Origin of the sequence: Catenibacterium faecis, assembly GCF_014306455.1 — a bacterium.
Classification (GTDB): Bacteria; Bacillota_I; Bacilli_A; order Erysipelotrichales; family Coprobacillaceae; genus Catenibacterium; species Catenibacterium mitsuoka_A.
The window spans coordinates 87,925-107,134 of the sequence record NZ_JACRWG010000001.1 but is presented as its reverse complement, the minus strand read 5'-3'; the positions used below and the strand labels follow the sequence as shown (position 1 = coordinate 107,134).

Annotated in this window: 22 protein-coding genes and 3 pseudogenes; 17 read left to right on the top strand and 8 right to left on the bottom strand. The window is 31.9% G+C overall.

The window, feature by feature from the left end:
- Window positions 1-2: 2 nt before the first annotated feature.
- From H8909_RS00680 to H8909_RS13710, 5 genes and pseudogenes are all read left to right on the top strand, one after another.
- Window positions 3-860 (top strand): ABC transporter ATP-binding protein, encoded by an 858-nt coding sequence (locus tag H8909_RS00680; RefSeq protein ID WP_117517417.1) that lies wholly within the window; start codon window positions 3-5, stop codon window positions 858-860.
- A 2-nt stretch (window positions 861-862) separates the two neighbouring features.
- Window positions 863-1,513, top strand: coding sequence for an ABC-2 transporter permease (locus H8909_RS00675; RefSeq protein WP_158550347.1), 651 nt, complete (start codon window positions 863-865; stop codon window positions 1,511-1,513).
- 146 nt (window positions 1,514-1,659) lie between these two features.
- Window positions 1,660-1,815 (top strand): annotated as a pseudogene (locus H8909_RS13715) (hypothetical protein); the annotation flags it as partial.
- The gene (locus H8909_RS00665) at window positions 1,809-2,204 is read left to right on the top strand and encodes a hypothetical protein (protein ID WP_117517410.1); all 396 of its coding nucleotides are present in this window, start codon (window positions 1,809-1,811) and stop codon (window positions 2,202-2,204) included. The pseudogene H8909_RS13715 and the gene H8909_RS00665, both read left to right, overlap by 7 nt.
- A gap of 26 nt (window positions 2,205-2,230) precedes the next feature.
- Window positions 2,231-2,775, top strand: a pseudogene (locus H8909_RS13710) (TraX family protein).
- A 166-nt stretch (window positions 2,776-2,941) separates the two neighbouring features.
- Here the strand turns inward: H8909_RS13710 and H8909_RS00655 are convergent.
- The 4 genes and pseudogenes from H8909_RS00655 to H8909_RS00640 all read right to left on the bottom strand — a co-directional run bounded on the left by H8909_RS00655 (window position 2,942) and on the right by H8909_RS00640 (window position 4,463).
- Window positions 2,942-3,181, bottom strand: a complete 240-nt coding sequence (locus H8909_RS00655; RefSeq protein ID WP_008788617.1) for a helix-turn-helix domain-containing protein — start codon at window positions 3,179-3,181, stop codon at window positions 2,942-2,944.
- Between the two features lie 4 nt (window positions 3,182-3,185).
- The gene (locus tag H8909_RS00650) at window positions 3,186-3,605 is read right to left on the bottom strand and encodes a sigma factor-like helix-turn-helix DNA-binding protein (RefSeq protein ID WP_010727158.1); all 420 of its coding nucleotides are present in this window, start codon (window positions 3,603-3,605) and stop codon (window positions 3,186-3,188) included.
- Between the two features lie 226 nt (window positions 3,606-3,831).
- Window positions 3,832-4,179 (bottom strand): annotated as a pseudogene (gene mef(H), locus H8909_RS00645) (macrolide efflux MFS transporter Mef(H)); the annotation flags it as partial.
- The gene (locus H8909_RS00640) at window positions 4,140-4,463 is read right to left on the bottom strand and encodes a hypothetical protein (RefSeq protein WP_010727157.1); all 324 of its coding nucleotides are present in this window, start codon (window positions 4,461-4,463) and stop codon (window positions 4,140-4,142) included. The gene H8909_RS00640 and the pseudogene mef(H), both read right to left, overlap by 40 nt.
- A gap of 504 nt (window positions 4,464-4,967) precedes the next feature.
- Here H8909_RS00640 and H8909_RS00635 point away from each other — a divergent pair.
- Window positions 4,968-5,321 (top strand): helix-turn-helix transcriptional regulator, encoded by a 354-nt coding sequence (locus tag H8909_RS00635; RefSeq protein ID WP_001227347.1) that lies wholly within the window; start codon window positions 4,968-4,970, stop codon window positions 5,319-5,321.
- A gap of 59 nt (window positions 5,322-5,380) precedes the next feature.
- Here H8909_RS00635 and H8909_RS00630 read toward each other — a convergent pair whose 3' ends face one another.
- From H8909_RS00630 to H8909_RS00610, 4 genes are all read right to left on the bottom strand, one after another.
- A complete protein-coding gene (locus H8909_RS00630; RefSeq protein ID WP_000336323.1) occupies window positions 5,381-5,548 on the bottom strand; it encodes a cysteine-rich KTR domain-containing protein in 168 nt (55 codons plus the stop codon).
- Between the two features lie 118 nt (window positions 5,549-5,666).
- Window positions 5,667-7,586, bottom strand: coding sequence for a tetracycline resistance ribosomal protection protein Tet(M) (gene tet(M), locus H8909_RS00625; RefSeq protein WP_021382096.1), 1,920 nt, complete (start codon window positions 7,584-7,586; stop codon window positions 5,667-5,669).
- A gap of 15 nt (window positions 7,587-7,601) precedes the next feature.
- Window positions 7,602-7,679, bottom strand: a complete 78-nt coding sequence (locus tag H8909_RS00620; protein WP_078372222.1) for a tetracycline resistance determinant leader peptide — start codon at window positions 7,677-7,679, stop codon at window positions 7,602-7,604.
- Between the two features lie 514 nt (window positions 7,680-8,193).
- On the bottom strand, window positions 8,194-8,829 hold the full coding sequence (locus H8909_RS00610; protein ID WP_008788621.1) for a helix-turn-helix domain-containing protein: 636 nt from the start codon (window positions 8,827-8,829) through the stop codon (window positions 8,194-8,196).
- A 511-nt stretch (window positions 8,830-9,340) separates the two neighbouring features.
- Between H8909_RS00610 and H8909_RS00605 the strand changes: the two genes are divergently transcribed.
- From H8909_RS00605 to H8909_RS00555, 11 genes are all read left to right on the top strand, one after another.
- Window positions 9,341-10,483: an XRE family transcriptional regulator gene (locus H8909_RS00605; protein ID WP_010727154.1), complete on the top strand. Its 1,143-nt coding sequence runs from the start codon at window positions 9,341-9,343 to the stop codon at window positions 10,481-10,483.
- Window positions 10,476-10,682, top strand: coding sequence for an excisionase (locus H8909_RS00600; protein ID WP_002341493.1), 207 nt, complete (start codon window positions 10,476-10,478; stop codon window positions 10,680-10,682). The genes H8909_RS00605 and H8909_RS00600 overlap by 8 nt, the downstream gene beginning before the upstream one ends.
- Window positions 10,683-10,760: 78 nt before the next feature.
- Window positions 10,761-11,954: a site-specific integrase gene (locus tag H8909_RS00595; RefSeq protein WP_010727153.1), complete on the top strand. Its 1,194-nt coding sequence runs from the start codon at window positions 10,761-10,763 to the stop codon at window positions 11,952-11,954.
- A gap of 179 nt (window positions 11,955-12,133) precedes the next feature.
- Window positions 12,134-12,352, top strand: coding sequence for a TraX family protein (locus tag H8909_RS13705; protein WP_369409783.1), 219 nt, complete (start codon window positions 12,134-12,136; stop codon window positions 12,350-12,352).
- Between the two features lie 167 nt (window positions 12,353-12,519).
- Complete coding sequence (locus H8909_RS00585; protein WP_154410901.1) at window positions 12,520-13,176, top strand: response regulator transcription factor; 657 nt, start codon at window positions 12,520-12,522, stop codon at window positions 13,174-13,176.
- A complete protein-coding gene (locus H8909_RS00580) occupies window positions 13,173-14,165 on the top strand; it encodes a sensor histidine kinase (RefSeq protein ID WP_117517406.1) in 993 nt (330 codons plus the stop codon). The genes H8909_RS00585 and H8909_RS00580 overlap by 4 nt, the downstream gene beginning before the upstream one ends.
- Window positions 14,166-14,273: 108 nt before the next feature.
- Complete coding sequence (locus H8909_RS00575; RefSeq protein WP_117561246.1) at window positions 14,274-15,041, top strand: ABC transporter ATP-binding protein; 768 nt, start codon at window positions 14,274-14,276, stop codon at window positions 15,039-15,041.
- Entirely contained in the window at window positions 15,034-17,025 is a 1,992-nt protein-coding gene (locus tag H8909_RS00570; RefSeq protein ID WP_117517402.1) for an ABC transporter permease, read from the top strand. Before H8909_RS00575 ends, H8909_RS00570 begins: the two co-directional genes overlap by 8 nt.
- Before the next feature lie 39 nt (window positions 17,026-17,064).
- On the top strand, window positions 17,065-17,880 hold the full coding sequence (locus tag H8909_RS00565; RefSeq protein WP_117517400.1) for a NisI/SpaI family lantibiotic immunity lipoprotein: 816 nt from the start codon (window positions 17,065-17,067) through the stop codon (window positions 17,878-17,880).
- 64 nt (window positions 17,881-17,944) lie between these two features.
- Window positions 17,945-18,379 carry a metallophosphoesterase family protein gene (locus H8909_RS00560; protein WP_187011489.1) on the top strand — a complete coding sequence of 145 codons (435 nt, stop codon included), beginning with the start codon at window positions 17,945-17,947 and terminating at the stop codon, window positions 18,377-18,379.
- Between the two features lie 75 nt (window positions 18,380-18,454).
- Window positions 18,455-19,078: an alpha/beta fold hydrolase gene (locus H8909_RS00555; RefSeq protein ID WP_117517396.1), complete on the top strand. Its 624-nt coding sequence runs from the start codon at window positions 18,455-18,457 to the stop codon at window positions 19,076-19,078.
- The last annotated feature ends 132 nt before the right edge of the window (window positions 19,079-19,210 follow it).

Sequence of the window (19,210 nt, the reverse complement as noted above, 5' to 3'; positions counted from 1 at the left end):
TTATGGAAAATGCAATTGAAATTAAAAATCTAAGTAAAAGTTATGAGGATTTTTGTTTAAATAATATAATATTAAATATTCCCAAAGGAAGCATTGTCGGTTTGATTGGAGAAAATGGGGCTGGTAAATCAACATTAATTAGTTCGCTATTAGGGATTATAAAATCTTCTTATGAGGAATTAAAAATATTTGGAATGGATTTTAAAACAGATGAAATTCAAATAAAAAAAGATATTGCGGTGATATTTGATACCACACACTATGATGATGAGTTTACTCCAAAGTTTATAGGACAAATATTGAGTAAGGTTTATTCAAATTGGGATCAAGCAACTTATCTTAAATATATTCATCAATTTAATTTACCAATGAAAAAGAAAATCAAAAAGTTTTCTCGTGGTATGAAAATGAAATTAGAATTTGCGATTGCATTTAGCCATGATGCAAAACTATTGATATTAGATGAAGCAACTAGTGGGTTAGATCCAATAATTCGTGATGAGATTTTATCAATTATTCGTGAGTATACAGAAGATGAAAATCATACAGTATTGATGTCTTCACATATAACAAGTGATTTAGATAAGATTTCGGATTATATTGCTTATATTCATGAAGGCGAGCTTTTATTTATGAAGCCATATGATGAGCTAAGAGAAGAGTATGGCGTTCTTCATGTGGGTAAAGAATTATTAGATTCATTAAATCGAGAAGATATCATTGGATATACTAAAGGAGCCTATAGTTATACTATATTAGTTAAAAATCGTTTGGCAATACAAAGCGTTTTTAAAGATCTTGAAATTATGAGGCCAACGGTTGAAGAAATTATGTTGTTTTATGCAAAAGGGGGATGCTAAGTATGCTAGGGATTATGTTAAAAGATTTTTATGAAACATTTTGTATAAAGAAGAATCTATTAGGATTTGTATTTAGTATTTTATTGTATTGTTTTATTTTCTTTTTGATGCCAAGTGAATATATTATTATACTTTTAGTAGCATTATCAGTTCCAATGATGAGTGTCTCGCCATTACAGTATTCTATTGAAAGAGATGAAATTTCAAAATTTGATCAAATTTTGCTGACATATCCAATATCTAAAAAACAAATTGTAATTACTAAAATTTTAGAGACATATATTTTTACTGCTATATGTCAATTAGTGCTTTCTTTACCGATTATATTGATGTCTGTTTATGGGTATCATATTTTAGATTTGCAAGAAGGATTACTTATATTGTCAGTAGGGATTATTTTTTCTTTAATTATGTTACCAATTAATAATGCTGGATTTATGGCGCTTGGAAATAAAAAAGGAGCGATTATGTATGTAATTTTACTTGTTGCTTTTGTAATTGGATTTATTGCTTTAAACTTTGTAGTAGGAATAGAACAGTTATTGCTTATTCCTTTAAATAATTGGTTGTTATATGGTAGTATTTTAGCAGTTATATTAAATATCTTAGGATATTTTGCTTGTTTGAAAATATATGATATAAAACATTCTTAAAAGAAGTGGTAAATCTGTTTTGATGAAAGAATAGATTAACTATTTGGGAGTAATTTCAAGATTATCTTTATTAATTTTATAGATCTTTCTTTTGAACATTTAAAGAATATTGGTACTATGTCAAGAAAAAGTACCAAGTATCAAATTGGAAGAATGGAAAAAGTTATCCTGATTTGGAGATGATTATCAAGATTAGTAATCATTTTAATATTTCTGTCGATAACTTATTGAAACAAGACCATCAAATTGTATCAAAAATAGATTTTCAAAAAAGAAATCAAGAGTTTATTTTGTTATGTTGATCATGGTTTTAGTTATAAGTATTTTAATTGTTATGGGCATATATTCTTACTATAAAGAAAGTAATGCGGTTGCCTTTTCAATGAATAGAGATGAAACTTATAATGCTAGTGAAACTAGTAAATCAGAATTAAAAGTAGCAACTGGTTATTTTTCACTTGCTAAATCTGAAAAATTAAATGTAGATATAGACGCTAGTATCGATGATGGTAAAATGCATATCTATATTTTAAATGAAAATGATAAGCTTTGTTATCAACTAGATGGTCAGGATATTGCAGATTTACAAAAATTATTTTTAGAAAAAGGCTCTTATATGGTTCAAGTCGTTGTTGATGGATATAAGGAGGATGTAGTTTCGTTGAATTACGATATTAATATTCATAATTAAATAACTATCATCAGCTTAATTAAATTATGAGAAAATTATTTTCAGGAAGTACATTAAAAGTTATAGCAGTGAGTGCAATGCTGTTAGATCACTTTGGACAAGTTGTGTTAAAAAATGGTATAACATTAAAAGTACCTTACTCTATGTTTACGGACTTTCAATTTTCAAACTTATTGAATATAATTGATGTCTTACATATGATCGGTAGATTAGCATTTCCAATTTTTTGTTTTTTACTTGTTGAAGGATTTATGCATACACACAATTTAAAGAAGATTTAGCAAATTTATTAATATTTGCTGGTATCTCAGAGCTAATATACGATCTATCGTTAACAGGAAATATATTTGATGTAAGGCAGCAAAATGTATTGTTTACACTTTTAATAGGACTTCTTGTTATTGCAATTATTAAAAATAGCAGTAATAATTGGATTGTAGCTATTCCAATAATTTTAGGTGGAGCTTTTATATCATATATTTGTATGATGGATGGTTCGTATTATGGTATTGGCTTAATTAGTGTTTTTTACTTGTTTTATAATAGAATGTATTGTAAATTTTATATCTAATTTTCAATTATCCGCATAAACACTATACATTCAAGCATTTTGAAGTATAGAAAAACACTCATCTTACCACGAATTTACCACGATTGAATGAGCCTTGATATGACCGTAAAACTACTAAGGGAGATAGCACGAAACTGTGTATCTCCCGATTTTTTTATACAGTTGATTACTTCACTCCGATTTCAAATTTCAATATTGCTTTCATCATGTCTGTATGAATTTCTCCTTTTAGTTCTTCATCAACCTGCATAATGATTTTACCACTTTCAGAGTGGTAAAAAGGACGCAAGCATAATTTAGAAATATAACCGTCATAAAACTTCAAAATCTCTTTAACTGCCATTTCATCTCCGCTTGACGCTTTGCAAATCAATTCAAAAGAGGGATAGCCATAATCTTTACTCATTTCTTTACTTCCCTTCGCTCAAAAGCATTTTTAACTTCCTTAGTCCTCTAGTTCTTCTACTGCAAATAGCAGAACGTGATACATGGTACAGTTCTGAAATTTTTCTGTCGTTCATTCCTTGAAAATAACGTAATAAAATCGCACTACGCTGTTTTTCTGACAGTCTATGTAAAACTGTACCAAGTGTTTCATCAGATACATAAATTGTAAAGTGCAAGACTTTAAATGATACACAATCATAAAAACAGGTATCAATCGTTCCACGTTCAACTTGTTTCGTTTCGGCTATTTCACAAAACAATACTTCACGTTTAGAATGTCTTGCAAGCTGTCTGTTTCGACTTTTCACTTTGTTCTTAATGACAATCAGCATTAAAGAATTGAACTGTAATCTGACGATATGCTCGAAAGAAGATGTCCTCATAATCTCACCCCCTTTCTGCTAATGCTGAAATATATAAACGGAATACCGTTTATACCCTTTAGAAATACAGAAAAATGGTAAGAAAAAAGCCCACACAAAACATATATTTGTGCGAGCCTTAAATATTGCAATATTACTCTTTCTTTTATAACACTATCCTTTTAGCAGATTTCAAATTTTCTTTTATATATTGTTTTTAGCCTAACATACTATTTAACCCCTTGTATTATATCTCTAACTTTTGAAAAATTCTTTTTGAATATATTGAAATCATGATTGAAGCAATAGAAGCTACAAACATAACAACCCATGTTTCTTGTATAAATACATCGAATAAAATACCGTAAACCATTTGTCCAATAGGTTGACCGCACATAGCAACTGCTACCAGCGTAGCCATTATCTTTCCTACTAATTGCGGTGGTGTTTGTGTCTGAACAAGAGTGTAAATTTGAACAACAAACATAGTAGATACACCCATAGCCACAAAGCACATCACTGTAACTACCCAGTAGGAAACTATTGCAGGCAATTCTAAAAATAGCGAAATTCCCATAAGTAAAACAGCAGTAGAATTTCACGTTTCTTGTCTGGCAACTCACGTAATGCTTCACTCAACAAATCATTTTCAACGCCTACTGATAACCCATTGAGTGTAAAAATCTGAAAGTCAGTTGAATAGTTATCTGTTGTCGCAAACTGGCTAACAAGATAATCGCCAACATCCGAAAAGGACACCTCACGCTTTGCAATCCTTGAAAGATAAAGCATATAATTCTTTCGCTCGTCTTCCATAGCACGTTTACAGATATAGTCAAACTGATTTTCTATTGTGGTCTGAAAAGAAGATGGTTTCATGTTTCTCACCCCCTTTCTGTCTAGGAAAGGAAGTGAGCCTTGCTCGTTTATCTCCTTTCACTCTTAGTCCCAATGTGAAAGGGGGATTTGTTGCATTACTGATAAATAAACTTTGTAAAAAAGTTCTGAATAGCCAAAAAAGCATATAAACAGATTTATTTCTCTGTTTACATGCTTCTGTTATTCTATCTATATGATTTATAAAACCACATTGGTGGACGTACTTATCTATTGCAGATAGACGACTTTTTTTGACAAGAACCCAATGTAAGGAAATTTATTGTATATGATGTACTTCATGGCGACGTTGACCTCCAACAAACCGCCATTTGGAAGTAATATACAATATTTTAACAGCGTAAATAGCACTACCATATAACGGTTTTTTTTATTGGCGTTTAGTAGTGCTTTTTATTAAATATAAACCTATAAACCATATAACACGTTTTTCTATACCTGTTTTTAATTCAGTAGGAACAATAAAATGTATAGAGGTGGTCTACTATGCGTAAAAAAGAAGATAAATATGATTTTAGAGCCTTTGGTTTAGCCATTAAAGAAGCTCGATTGAAACGAGGTTTAACTCGTGAACAAGTGGGAGCATTGATTGAAATTGACCCACGGTACTTAACTAATATTGAAAATAAAGGGCAACACCCCAGCATACAAGTTCTTTATGACCTTGTATCGTTACTTCATGTTTCCGTTGATGAATTTTTCTTACCTGCTAATAACTTGGTAAAAAGCACCCGACGATTACAGATAGAGAAATACATGGATAGCTTTACAGACAAAGAACTATCCTTAATGGAATCTTTAGCCAGCGGTATCAACGAAGCAAGAAACATCGAAGACTAATTAAAAGAATCCATACATAACGGAAAGAGCCGATAAAATGAGATTGTATTAATCTCATTTTATCGGCTCTGCGTCTTTGCGTCTGGCTCTGTAATCACAGTTACTTTGAACTGCTTTATTTCAATTAAATTTTCTTGTCTGCATTTCGGACAATAGAGGGGGAATTTTTTTAATTCAGTATCTTCCCTTATCTTTAATCGTGTTTTATTTCCACATACAGGACACAATATCCACTTGTAGTTTATAATAACTATCTCCTCCTTTACACTTTAATTCAAATCTTTATTAAAAAATATTTCATCTTATTTAACAAGAAACCATATTTATATAACAACATAAAATACACTAAGTTATTTTATTGAACATATATCGTACTTTATCTATCCGACTATTTGGACGACGGGGCTGGCAAACAGGTTCACCGGTAGTAACATGGTACCCTTTTAACTCTGTTAAACAAACACTACGTCCATTTGTAAAGAAAGTTAAATCACTACGATATTCTTGAATACACCGAGCAGGGATTTCTCCACTAAGAATGACCTCATTATTTTTCAATTGAGTGTCTACGATGTTCGCACAATATTTAGGAGCATCGTTGTATGCTCGTGAAAGATATTCCTGTGGCGCATAAATTTTAAAACTAAGATATGGCTCTAACAATTCTGTTCCAGCTTTTTTTAAGACTTGTTCCAATACAATAGGAGCAAGCATCCGAAAATCTGCTGGGGTACTAACAGGGCTATAGTATAAGCCATACTTAAAACAGATTTTACAGTCCGTCACATTCCAACCATACAATCCTTGTTCACAGCCATAGCGTATCCCCTCCATAACTGCATTTTGAAACGATTGATTTAAGTATCCAAGAGAAACCGAGCTCTCATACTGTACTCCGCTCCCTAATGGAAGCTGTGCTACAGATAGACCAATGGAAGCCCAGAAAGGATTCGGTGGAACTTCGATGTGAATGGTATACTCTGCTTTTTTTAACGGTCTTTCCATATAAATGACTGTAGGCTCTTTTATTTCTATCTCCACATGATACTTTTCTTGCAACAGTGCACTAATCACTTCCATTTGTACTTTCCCTAAGAAAGAAAGTATAATTTCATGTGTCGTAGAATCCACGTAATATCGTAGAAGCGGATCACTATCTGAGATTTCCAAAAGGGCATCAAGCAACATTTCTCTCTGTTCAGGTTTACTCGGTTCAACAGTTGTTTGTAGTAGAGGGTGCGGATTTTCAATCTTTTTTCTCTGTGGCAATAGTTTTGTATCTCCAAGAACACTATTTAACTTCAAAAACTCATTTTGCAAAATAACAATTTCCCCGGAATAAGCCTTATCGATTTTACATAATTCACCATTTATTGAAGTATACATTTCTGTAATTTTTATTTTTTCCTTTTCCGATATTCTAACCGAATCTCGCAAATGCAGTACGCCACTATAAAGACGTATATATGCAAGACGCTGTCTTTTTTCCGAATACTCAATTTTGAAAACTTTTCCGCAAAGTTCAGACTGACCTCGATGTGTTGATGAATAAAATTTATTCGTAATCACTTCTATAAGGTTATCAATCCCTATATTGTTTTTTGCACTTCCGTGATAAACAGGGAACAGGGAACAATTATGAAATCTTATGCTTTCCTCTTGTTCGAGTTCTAATGCTTCCAATAATTTCCCAGACGTATATTTCTCTAAAAGGTCATCGTTTCCCTCTATTACCGTATCCCATTGTTCAGATTCGGTAAAGTTCGTCACACACATATTAGGATACAGTTCTACCTTCTGTTTGATTACAATTTCGGCAGAAAGTTTCTCTTTAATATCCTGATAAACCGTTGATAAATCAATTCCATTTTGGTCAATCTTATTGATAAAAAAGATTGTGGGAATCCCCATTTTCCTAAGTGCATGAAATAATATACGAGTTTGTGCTTGTACGCCATCTTTTGCAGAAATCAGTAGAATTGCCCCATCTAAAACTGATAATGAACGATATACTTCTGCTAAGAAATCCATATGTCCTGGCGTGTCTATGATGTTCACCTTCGTATTTTCCCACTGAAAAGAGGTTATTCCTGTCTGAATTGTAATTCCTCTCTGACGTTCTAAAAGCGTATTATCCGTCCTCGTTGTACCTTTGTCCACGCTTCCTAATTCTGTAATCGCTCCACTGTTATATAATAAGCTTTCTGTTAAGGTAGTTTTTCCCGCATCAACATGAGCTAAAACTCCAATATTAATAATTTTCATGTGATTTTCCTCCATTCAAAAGCCCAAAAGGGCATAAAAATCCCAGTGATAAATACTCTTATCACTGGGATTTTTATGCATAACCATAGGCATACAAAGCATACAGATATTCTCCGGATACTTTAGAATCACATGATAAAGGTATTCTTAAACTGGGTACAAAAAACTAAGCCCTCCTAAAAAAGGACATCCAATTATTTGTTCCCACTATCAAATTGACAGTTTATTTAAGAATACCTTGCCGCATATTTATTAACTCCTTTTAAATAGATACTTAAATAATAGCACGTAAGAGCATATTTGTAAAGGAATCTCCAATTTTTTATCAAAGAGAGTACGTGATTACAAAATAGCTGTAATAATGTACCAATATTTGTTATTCTATAATCTTCCAATTACTCCCGTTCTTTTCAAGTACCAAATCAAATTGAGATACCTGCGTTGCCTTTGCCTGATTTACCACAAATCAGATTTTATCCCTTTCTTCCTCTTGATTGCCCACAACAGAAAAGAAAAAGCCCTGTCAAGAGCTTTGCCACCATTGGTGGTGCTTTGCACTCTTGATCGGGCTTTTTGTTTGCTGTATCTTCTCGCAAGAGGAAAAAAGTTACTCGTCCTCATCATCAAAATTGTTATTCCTTAATACTTCTCGTAACAGTTCCATATCTTCTTTTGAGTTCGGGTTTATCATTTTCACGACTTGATAAGGTGTCTTATACTTATGTCCCTCTATGCTTTCCCCAAACATATCCATACTGTATAAATCATCATAGCGGTCTAATAATTTTTGAAACTTCAAATGCTGGATAAATTCTTTGATTGGGTAAAGGTCGGACGCTTCAATGCTTTTCCCGTTGATATAGTCTGTAATATATTCCCGTAACTTTTCTAACTCATATTCCAGCCATTCTTCCTCGCTGTCAAAGAAGTTATCATAGTGTCCATGTTTCAGTTCTGCATTTAGACGTTCTTCGGCTCTTAAAAACTGACAGACTTCCTTTTCAGATTGATTGACATACTTCCATTCTCCCGACAACAATTCATTGGGCGTAACGTCCAGCACTTCCATTATCTTTTCCAGCGTTTCATAGGCAGGATAGTTCAACCCTCTTTCAATCTTGGAAAGGCTCTGCATATTGATACCGATTTTGTCCGCAAGTTCCTGTTGTTTCATTCCCCTAAATTTTCTTATGGTCTGTATATTATTTCCTAAATGGCTTATTTTCATTGCATAACCCTCCATATCTCGTTATATCTTCGCTATTATAAGTCTATCATGCTTAATATGATTTGTAAAGGCAAAAAAAGATATTGACAAATAAGCATATAAGAATTACTATGTTCTTGTAATCGAATAAGCACAATAGAATGAAATATAAAAACATTCAAAAAGAAATACCTATCTGATTAAATCCGTAGATATGAATATCGGTTGAAATGGAACTTGTTAGAAAAGGCAAAACAGAACTTGCTGACAAAGTATTTCTGACACGGTGGCGGAAGCCTCTCAGGCTTACCGCCATGACACCTTGTGTCAAGGGGAAGAAATGCTTTGTCGGCTGGCGAGCCTGCGAGCCTTGTCTGTGCCCCCGTTATCTAACAGGGGGGCACTATTTCACAAAAGACAAGTCAAAAACCATACAACCCCAAAGCTGTAAGGAGTAATGAGGAGTTTTAAGAAGATAGTAATTTCACATTCTTTTGAATAGTGGTTTACAGGTATTTCAAGGCTATTGTGGGATTGGAGGAATACAATGAACAATTTAGAATTTGCACTTGAAATGAAGAATAAACGTCTTGCAAGCGGTCTTTCACAAGGAGAACTTGCAAGTCTTACCCATGTATCAAGATATAGTATCAACCGCTTTGAGAACGGAAAAGCCAACGCCAGCAAGGAAACACAAAATATTATCCTGCGTTGTCTGAATTACTATATCTGCGATAAGCCTTTTTATCTGCTCGTTGATTATCTGTCTGTCCGTTTTCCAACGACTGACGCATTGGAAATTATCCGAAAGGTGCTTGGCATGAAAGCAGATTATTTTATCCATTATGACTATGGATATTATGGCTATAAAGAGCATTACGCCTACGGAGAAATCAAGGTTATGGCTTCTGATGATGAACACATGGGCGTATTTTTGGAATTAAAAGGGGCAGGCTCACGCAATATGGAATATGTTTTACAGGCACAGAACAGGGATTGGTATTCATTCTTGAACCGCTGTCTTGACTGTGGCGGTGTTATCCGACGTTTTGACTTGGCAATCAACGATATGTGCGGTCTGCTGGATATTCCCGTTTTATCTGAAAAATACAAAAATGGCGGTGCGGATTGTCGCTGTAAAAACTATGAAAATGTGCAAGGCGGTAAACTAAGCGGAAAAAACCGCAATTTAGCAAGCACCCTTTATATCGGCTCAAAAGCAAGCACAAAATATTTCTGCCTGTATGAAAAACAAAAGGAACAGGCAACTAAAAAGAAACATACGGATATTATCAACCGTTTTGAAATTCGTCTGCGTGACAAAAAGGCAGTACAGGCAGTTGAGGAACTGTTATTGACGTATAACCCTCATGGGCTGGTGTTTTACCTTATTACTGATTTTGTGCAATTTCCCGACTATCCGCTGTGGGAGATATTCATTTCCCATGATAGTTTACCTTTTGAAATGAACCCCGTACCTGTCAATATGGAACGCACTCTGCAATGGCTGGAAAGACAGGTCATGCCGTCAATCGTGATGATAGAGGAAATCGACAGGCTGACAGGCTCAAACTACATGAAAATGATTGATGAATGTACCCACCTTTCTGAAAAACAGGAAATGCTTGTGGAACAAATGTGTACGGACATAGCAGACGTAATTGAAAGTGAGGGGGTGTTTTATGAGTAATGCACAGGATATTCCCGTATGGGAAAAATACACCCTTACCATTGAAGAAGCGTCAAAGTATTTCCGTATCGGAGAAAACAAGTTAAGACGCTTGGCAGAGGAAAACAAGGACGCTGGCTGGCTCATTATGAATGGCAACCGCATACAGATTAAACGACGACAGTTTGAACAGGTTATTGATAAATTGGACGCAATCTAATGCAAATGAGCCTTGTATGTGTTATGATGAACACAAGTCATATCAAGGCTCTTTCCAACAAGGAAAGGAGCAGACACCATGAAAGAAAAAAGACGGGATAACAAAGGACGTATCCTGCATACTGGAGAGAGCCAACGAACAGACGGAAAATACTTGTATAAATATGTAGACGCATTTGGAAATACAAAATATGTGTATGCTTGGAGATTGACACCCACAGACCCGACACCAAAGGGAAAACGGGAAAAAACCTCACTTCGTGAACTGGAACAGCAGATAAGACGGGATATTGAGGACGGTATCGACAGCACAGGCAAGAAAATGACGCTTTGCCAACTCTACGCCAAACAGAACGAACAGAGGGCAAACGTGAAGAAAAGCACAATGAAACAACGGGAACAGCTCATGCGGTTATTGAAAGAGGACAAGTTGGGTGCTAGGAGCATTGATACGATAAAACCCTCTGACGCTAAGGAATGGGCGTTACGCATGAAAGAGAAAGGCTTTTCCTACAATACTATTAACAACCATAAACGCTCGTTAAAAGCGTCATTCTATATCGCCATACAAGACGATTGTGTAAGGAAGAACCCTTTTGATTTCAAGTTAAGTGAAGTCCTAGAAAATGATACCAAAGAGAAAGTGGCATTGACAGAGGAACAAGAACAAGCCCTACTGTCATTTATTAAGACGGACAACGTGTATCATAAGTATTATGATGATGTGCTGATACTGTTAAAGACTGGACTTCGTATCTCGGAACTGTGCGGACTGACAGTAGCCGATATTGATTTCAAGAATGAAGTTGTGATTATCGACCACCAGTTATTAAAGAGCAAGGAACAGGGCTATTATATTGAAACGCCTAAAACAAAGAACGGAACAAGGCAAGTGCCATTAAGCAGAGAAACAATACAGGCATTTCAACGGGTTATGAAAAAACGCCCAAAGGCAGAACCATTTGTGATAGACGGACGGAGCAATTTTCTGTTTGTCAATCATAAAGGCAAGCCCAAAGTTGCGATTGATTACAATGCCTTATTTGTCCGTATGGTAAAGAAATACAACAAGCAACACAAGGACAATCCCTTGCCACATATCACACCGCATACGCTACGCCATACGTTCTGCACAAGGCTGGCAAGCAAGAACATGAACCCGAAAGATTTACAGTATATCATGGGACATTCAAACATCAGTATCACAATGAACTGGTATGCTCATGCGTCCATAGATACCGCAAAATCAGAGGTTCAGCGTCTAATCGCATAGAAGTATTTACCACGATTTTAACCACGTTTGATAGCGAAAATATAAAAAGATAGACCTAGATATGTGAGGTTTACCACAAAAGCAAAATGCCCGTAGAGCCGATAAAATAAGGCTTTGCGGACATTTGAGAAGATATAAAAAGATAGTCAAAAAGGCATATATAATTTAAATATAAATATATTATTTCTATTATTTTTATGTTTGTTTGTGGACTAGATTTTTTAATTTGTGGATTGTTTGATGGGTATTTTTTAACTGCTGTTTTTTCGATATTACTGATAAGTTTGTATAATGGTAAAAGAGGAGTTAATTTAAAGTATTTCTTTTATATATTTTATCCCGGTCATTTATTAGGATTATATCTAGTGGCACTATGGATAGGGTGTCTATTTCAATAGAAAAGTAAATATATGTGTAATCTATTAGGTTATACATTTTTTTATTATTATAGAAATTAAATGATTTTTATACCAATTTTTTAACATATAGAATATAATATTTTATCATAATATAAAATAAATTAGATTACAAAAATATATGGAGATGGTATGAAGTGTACAAGATTATGATTATTGAAGATGATGCAGTCATTGCTCAACAAATTAAAAAATACTTACAAACATGGGATTATGATGTAGAGTGTGCTTGTTGTTTTAATCATATTATGGATGATTTTTCACAGATGAATCCAGATTTGATTTTATTAGATTTAACATTGCCATACAAAAATGGATTTTATTGGTGTAATAAAATACGAAAGATTTCTAAAATACCGATTATGTTTATATCATCGGCTACTGATAATATGAATATTGTCATGGCTATGAATGCTGGGGCTGATGATTTTATTTCTAAACCGTTTGATCTTAATGTGTTACTTGCAAAAATACAAGCTTTATTAAGGAGAAGTTATGATTTTACTTCTCAAATGAATTATTTAGAATATAAAGGGGTTCGATTGAACTTAGGAAATAGTGTTGTAAGTTATGAGGGTAAAAGTGTTGAACTGACAAAAAATGAAAGTAAGATTTTAAAAATATTATTAGAATACAAAGATGAAATCGTGGAAAGAGATACTTTGATGGAGTATCTATGGCAAACGGACTGTTATGTGGATGATAATACGTTATCGGTCAATGTCAATCGTTTAAGAAAAACCTTAGAAAAGATCGGTATTCATGATTTGATTAAAACAAAGAAAGGGATTGGATATATCCTATGAAGTGGTGGTCACTGATTAAACCTTATTTAAGGGAACGAAGTTTTTATATTATCACATTGTCTATTTTTATTGTTATTTATTGTGGTGTTTATTTTGTTTATGATATTGAATTACAAGCTGTATTTTATGCTACATATTTAGTTTTATTTATATTAGTTATTGTTGCTTGTATAGATTTTTATACTTATTATCGAAAGTATCAAGAATTAAAATTAATGAAGCAAAATGTATTGGTATTTAATAATCCTAGCTATAAGTTAGGATTATTCGATAAAGAGTATCTAGATGTTGTTGAGGAAATAAAAAGATTATATTATGAAAATGATGGAATCACTAATCAACAGTTTAAAGATTTAGAAGATTATTTTACTTTGTGGGTTCATCAAATTAAATTACCTATCTCCGCTATTAAATTATTGTTAGAAACGGAAAAAGTGCCGGATAAAAAACTTTTAAAATCTGAACTTTTACGTATTAATCAATATACAGATATGGTATTGGCTTATTTAAGAATGCGAAGTATCGATACCGATTATGTCTTTGAAATTTATGAATTAGATGATTTAATTCGTCAAGCTATTCGTAAATTCTCAACTGAATTTATTCGAAAAAAGCTTCAAATTCAATTTGATGAAACACATATAAAAGTATTAACTGATGAAAAATGGCTTGTCTTTGTCTTAGAACAATTACTATCTAATGCAATTAAATATACAAATCAAGGGTACGTTCATATCTATGGAAATGATAACACCTTATATATTGAAGATACCGGAATAGGTATTGATGCTTCAGATTTACCTAGAGTATTTGATAAAGGATTTACAGGATATAACGGTCGTAGTGATAAAAAAGCATCTGGATTAGGTTTATATTTATGTAAGAATATTATTGATAAGTTATCTCATAGATTAGAATTAGAATCACAAGTTGATAAAGGAACAAAGGTTATTTTACATCTTGAGCGTAAGGATTTAAGAGTAGAATAGCCTTTTCTTACAAAAATGTCCAAAATGATATCAAAGTGTAAGATAAATCGATGGCTAACAATCGTTGTATTTTTTATACTTGGAGATGTAAAAAGGAGGAATTGAAATATGATGTTATTAAAAGTTAAAAATTTAAAAAAGATATATGCTACTCGATTTGGAGGACAAAAGATAGAAGCATTAAAGAATGTTAATTTAGAAGTAGAAAATGGCGAATATGTTGCAATCATGGGTGAATCAGGGAGTGGGAAGACGACCTTGTTGAATATGTTAGCTGCTTTAGATAAACCAACTAATGGCCAAATTATTTTAAATGGAAGAAACATTGTCGATATTAGTGATAAAGATATTTCTGCTTTTAGAAGAGAACACTTAGGTTTTGTATTTCAAGATTTCAATTTATTAGATACCTTTTCTTTGAAAGATAATATCTTCTTACCATTAGTTTTATCGAAAACAAATTACAAAGAAATGGAAAATCGTATCGTTCCTATTGCAAAAGATTTAGGAATTAGTGATTTATTAGAAAAATATCCTTATGAAGTATCTGGAGGACAAAAACAAAGATGTGCAATAGCAAGAGCGTTAATCACAAAGCCAGAACTAATATTAGCAGATGAGCCAACAGGAGCACTTGATTCAAAATCTACAAATGATTTATTGACACTGTTTAATAAGATAAATGAAAATGGACAAACAATTATTATGGTGACCCATTCAACGTTGGCAGCCAGTCATGCTAGTCGTGTGTTGTTTATCAAAGATGGAGAAGTTTTCCATCAAATTTATAAAGGAACTAAAACAAATGAAGAAATGTATCAAAGTATCTCTGATACATTAACATTATTGGCTACAGGTGGTGTTAGAAATGAATAAACTTTTTTATCCTAAACTAGCACTTACAAATATTAAGAAGAACAGTAAAACTTACATACCATTTTTGTTAACGTGTATCATAACGATTGCTTTGTTTTATGATATATGCTCATTAGCTGGTAATAGCGGATTAGATTCTATGCCAGGTGCGGGTGAAATGAGAATGATGTTAATACTTGGAACTTATGTAGTTGGGTTCTTTGCAATTATTTTCTTGTTTTATACAAATAGTTTCTTAATGAAACGTAGAAAAAAAGAATTTGGTTTATTTAACATATTAGGAATGGAAAAAAGACATGTGTCTTTGATTATTGCTTATGAAACATTATTAACAGCAGTTATTAGTTTGTCATTAGGCTTTCTGATTGGTATTTCTTTAGATAAACTTTTATTTATGGCAATTGGAAAAATGTTTGATTCTAATATAACTTTAGGCTTCTATATTTCATCAAGTGCAATAAAAACTTCATTGATTTTATTTGGCCTTATTTTCTTATTCATGTACTTGAATTCTATTCGACAAATTAAGCTCGCAAATCCAATTGAACTTCTTCATAGTACAGAGTATGGAGAAAAAGAACCAAAGTCGAAATGGATCATGACAATTTTAGGAATCGTGTGTTTATCGATAGGATATTATATTTCCTTAACAACGAAAAATCCGATAACTGCGATGATGTTGTTTTTTGCTGCGGTCATCTTAGTTATTATTGGTACTTATCTATTATTTACTGCAGGAAGTGTAACGTTATTAAAAGCATTAAAAAAGAATAAAGGATATTTCTACAAACCAAATCATTTTATTAGTGTATCAGGTATGATTTATCGTATGAAACAAAATGCAGCAGGACTTGCCAATATTTGTATACTATCAACAATGGTATTGGTAATGATTTCTACAACCTTTAGTTTATGGATTGGTATTGATGATTTAACTAGACAAAGATATCCAAGAGAAATTGTTGCTTATACAAATGCGAATGAAGATGATATACAAACGATTCGTGATGTGTCAGATCAACTTCTTAAAGATAAGAATCTTGAAAAAGAGAATATACTAGATTATAGATATGTGGAATTTACAGGTTATCAAAAAGAGCAATCCATACTTACAGATAGAAAAAATATTTATGCGAATATGACAGATGCAATTTGTACAGTAATGGTTACAGATTTAGATGATTATAACCAAAGTATGAATACAAATTATACACTCAATGAGAATGAAATATTACTGTATGGCAATAGAAAAGAATTTGAATACGATCAATTTGAAGTATTTGACTATAAATTTAAAGTAAAAGAACAAGTTGATGAATTTATGGGAAATGGTAATTCGGCAGCGAATGTTGCATCAGGATATTTCATCGTTGTAAAAGATGAAACAATTGTAAATGATATTTATCGATTACAAAAAGAAGTATATGGTGATTATGCCTCTAATTTATATAATTATTATGGATTTGATATAGATGCATCGGATACTGTAATCAAGGAATACTATCATTCATTGGTAAGAAATCTAGGAGATGTTGGACTTGAGGGTTATGATGTTGAATGTAAAACAATAAGCTATGCAGGATTTATTGCATTGTATGGAGGATTCTTATTCATCGGTATTTTCTTAAGTATTCTATTTATCATGGCTACAATTTTGATTATTTACTACAAACAAATTACGGAAGGTTATGAAGATAAAGAAAGATTTGAAATTATGCAAAAAGTAGGAATGGACCATAAACTTGTAAAGAAATCTATCAATTCACAAGTATTAACTGTATTCTTTTTACCATTAGTTACAGCGGTTATTCATTTAGCATTTGCATTTCCAATTGTAAGCAAACTACTTTCTATGTTGATGTTATCAGATATTGAATTGTTTATATATTGTACATTAGGTTGTATTGGAGTATTTACATTAGTTTATATATTCATTTATTCAATTACAGCGAAGTCATATTATTCTATTGTAAAAAGAAATTAGTAGATATTAACAGGTCAATATAAAAGGAAGGTATGATTTATGGGCAAGAGAATTAAATTTATTTCATCATTATTAATTGTAACTATTATTAGCTGCTTTCTAACAGGATGTTCGTTACAAGATAAAATAGATGAATATGCAAGTGATAAAGAACAATGTTATTTGAATTCTGAGGATGTAACACAGTTCATATATAAAAAGAAGAATTATACAATTTTAGAAGATACTGTTTCAGATAGAGAACTAGGTGATTGGGTTGGATATTTTAGACAGTTGGTTGTTGTTGATGAAACTGGAAAAATTCTTTATCAGGAAGAAACAAAAACAAATATTATTGATTCATTAAAGGATATGCCGGACAACATTGCTAGTGAATCTTATGTTATTCCTTTTCTAAATATTTATACGAATACAAAAGATGATAATTCCTTAATAGTAGAGGTAAATGGAGAATATCATAAAGCAATATTTAATAAAAATGTAAAAGATATGGATAAAATCTTTGATTTTAAAACTTTAAATCAATCAATAAGTGATAAATTTGAAGTCAATCCTGAAAATACAACACAACTTATTTATGGGAAAAGAATTTATCAAATTACCACAGAAATTATTTCAAAAAATGAATTAGGTAATTACATTGATGTTTTAGCAGAAAATATCGTATTCGATGCCATAACAAAGATTCCATTGTCTGATAAAGAATTAGGAGAAATTGACTGGTCTGGAAATGAAAGTAATCATCAACGTGAACAATGGATATATAAGGATATTTATGAGATTAAAAACATTGATAAAAATGAAGCAATAGCAGTAATGATAAATAATCAGTATTATGTTGCAAGACATCAATAATAGAACTTGAATAAATAACAAGGCATTAAGATTATTCTTAGTGTCTTTTTCTAAATGAGTTAAAATGCTATATGGAAATCATAATTTAGGAAAATACTCGATTCATAATAAAGGTACAGTTGAAGAAATAACATCATTAATTGAATCGAATGGAATTTATATGTCAAATGATGAAATTACACTCATTGGTAGAAGTGATTATAGTTTGCATGATAGAAAAGAAATGAGTTCTTATGAGTTAAACAATAGTACATATAATATAGTGCTTGACCATCAACCAAGAGAACTTGAAAAATGTTCTAATAACAATGCTGATTTGCATTTGTCGGGATATACTCATGCTGGACAAATCTTTCCATTATATTATGATTATGAGTTTTTAAATATTAATGAACTAAATTATGGATTAGAAACAGATAATCAAATGAATGCCATAAATACTTCGGTATTTCTGGATAGGGATTTCCAATTAGAACCGAATAACATAGTGAATATGTAATTGACATTCGTTAAAAATAATGTACTTTATAAATTTATTATGAGATAATGAAAATAAATTAAGGAAGTGATAATTGTGAAATACATTTTTCTACATGGATTAGGTCAAACATCTTCAAGTTGGGATAAAGTAATAGATAATTTAGATTTTAAAGATGATATTTTATGTCCTAATTTATCAAAATGGACTAAAAATAAAGAAACTTGTTACCATACATTATATACGGAACTTGAAAACTACTGTAGTGAAATTAGAGAACCTATATGCCTTTGTGGACTGTCATTAGGTGGAATATTAGCAATGCAGTATGCTATTGAACATTCTAATAAAGTTCATGCAGTTGTGCTAATCGGTACACAATACAAAATTCCAAAACTATTATTAAAAATACAAAATGTTATATTTCGTTTTATGCCTCATTCAATGTTTTCTAAAATGGGATTTCAAAAAGCTGATTTCATTCACCTTTGTAAGTCTATGATTGAACTAGATTTTACAAATGATTTAAAGAGAATAAGTTGTCCTGCTTTGATTTTATGTGGTGAAAAGGATAAAGCAAATAAAGAGGCTTGTATCCAGTTACAAAAGATGTTATCAAATGCGACACTTAAACTTATTTCCAATGCAAGTCATGAAGTTAATATTGATAATTCAAATATATTAGCAGATATTATCAAAGATTTTTTTGGTAATCATTAACATAAATAATAAAAATCAAATCGTAAAATTTAGTTTACATTACATTTTTGCGTAGAAATTGAAATATTATAATGCATTATCCGGAAATGATTAGAGTTTTATAGAAGGTTATATTAGAAAAAATTTAATCGA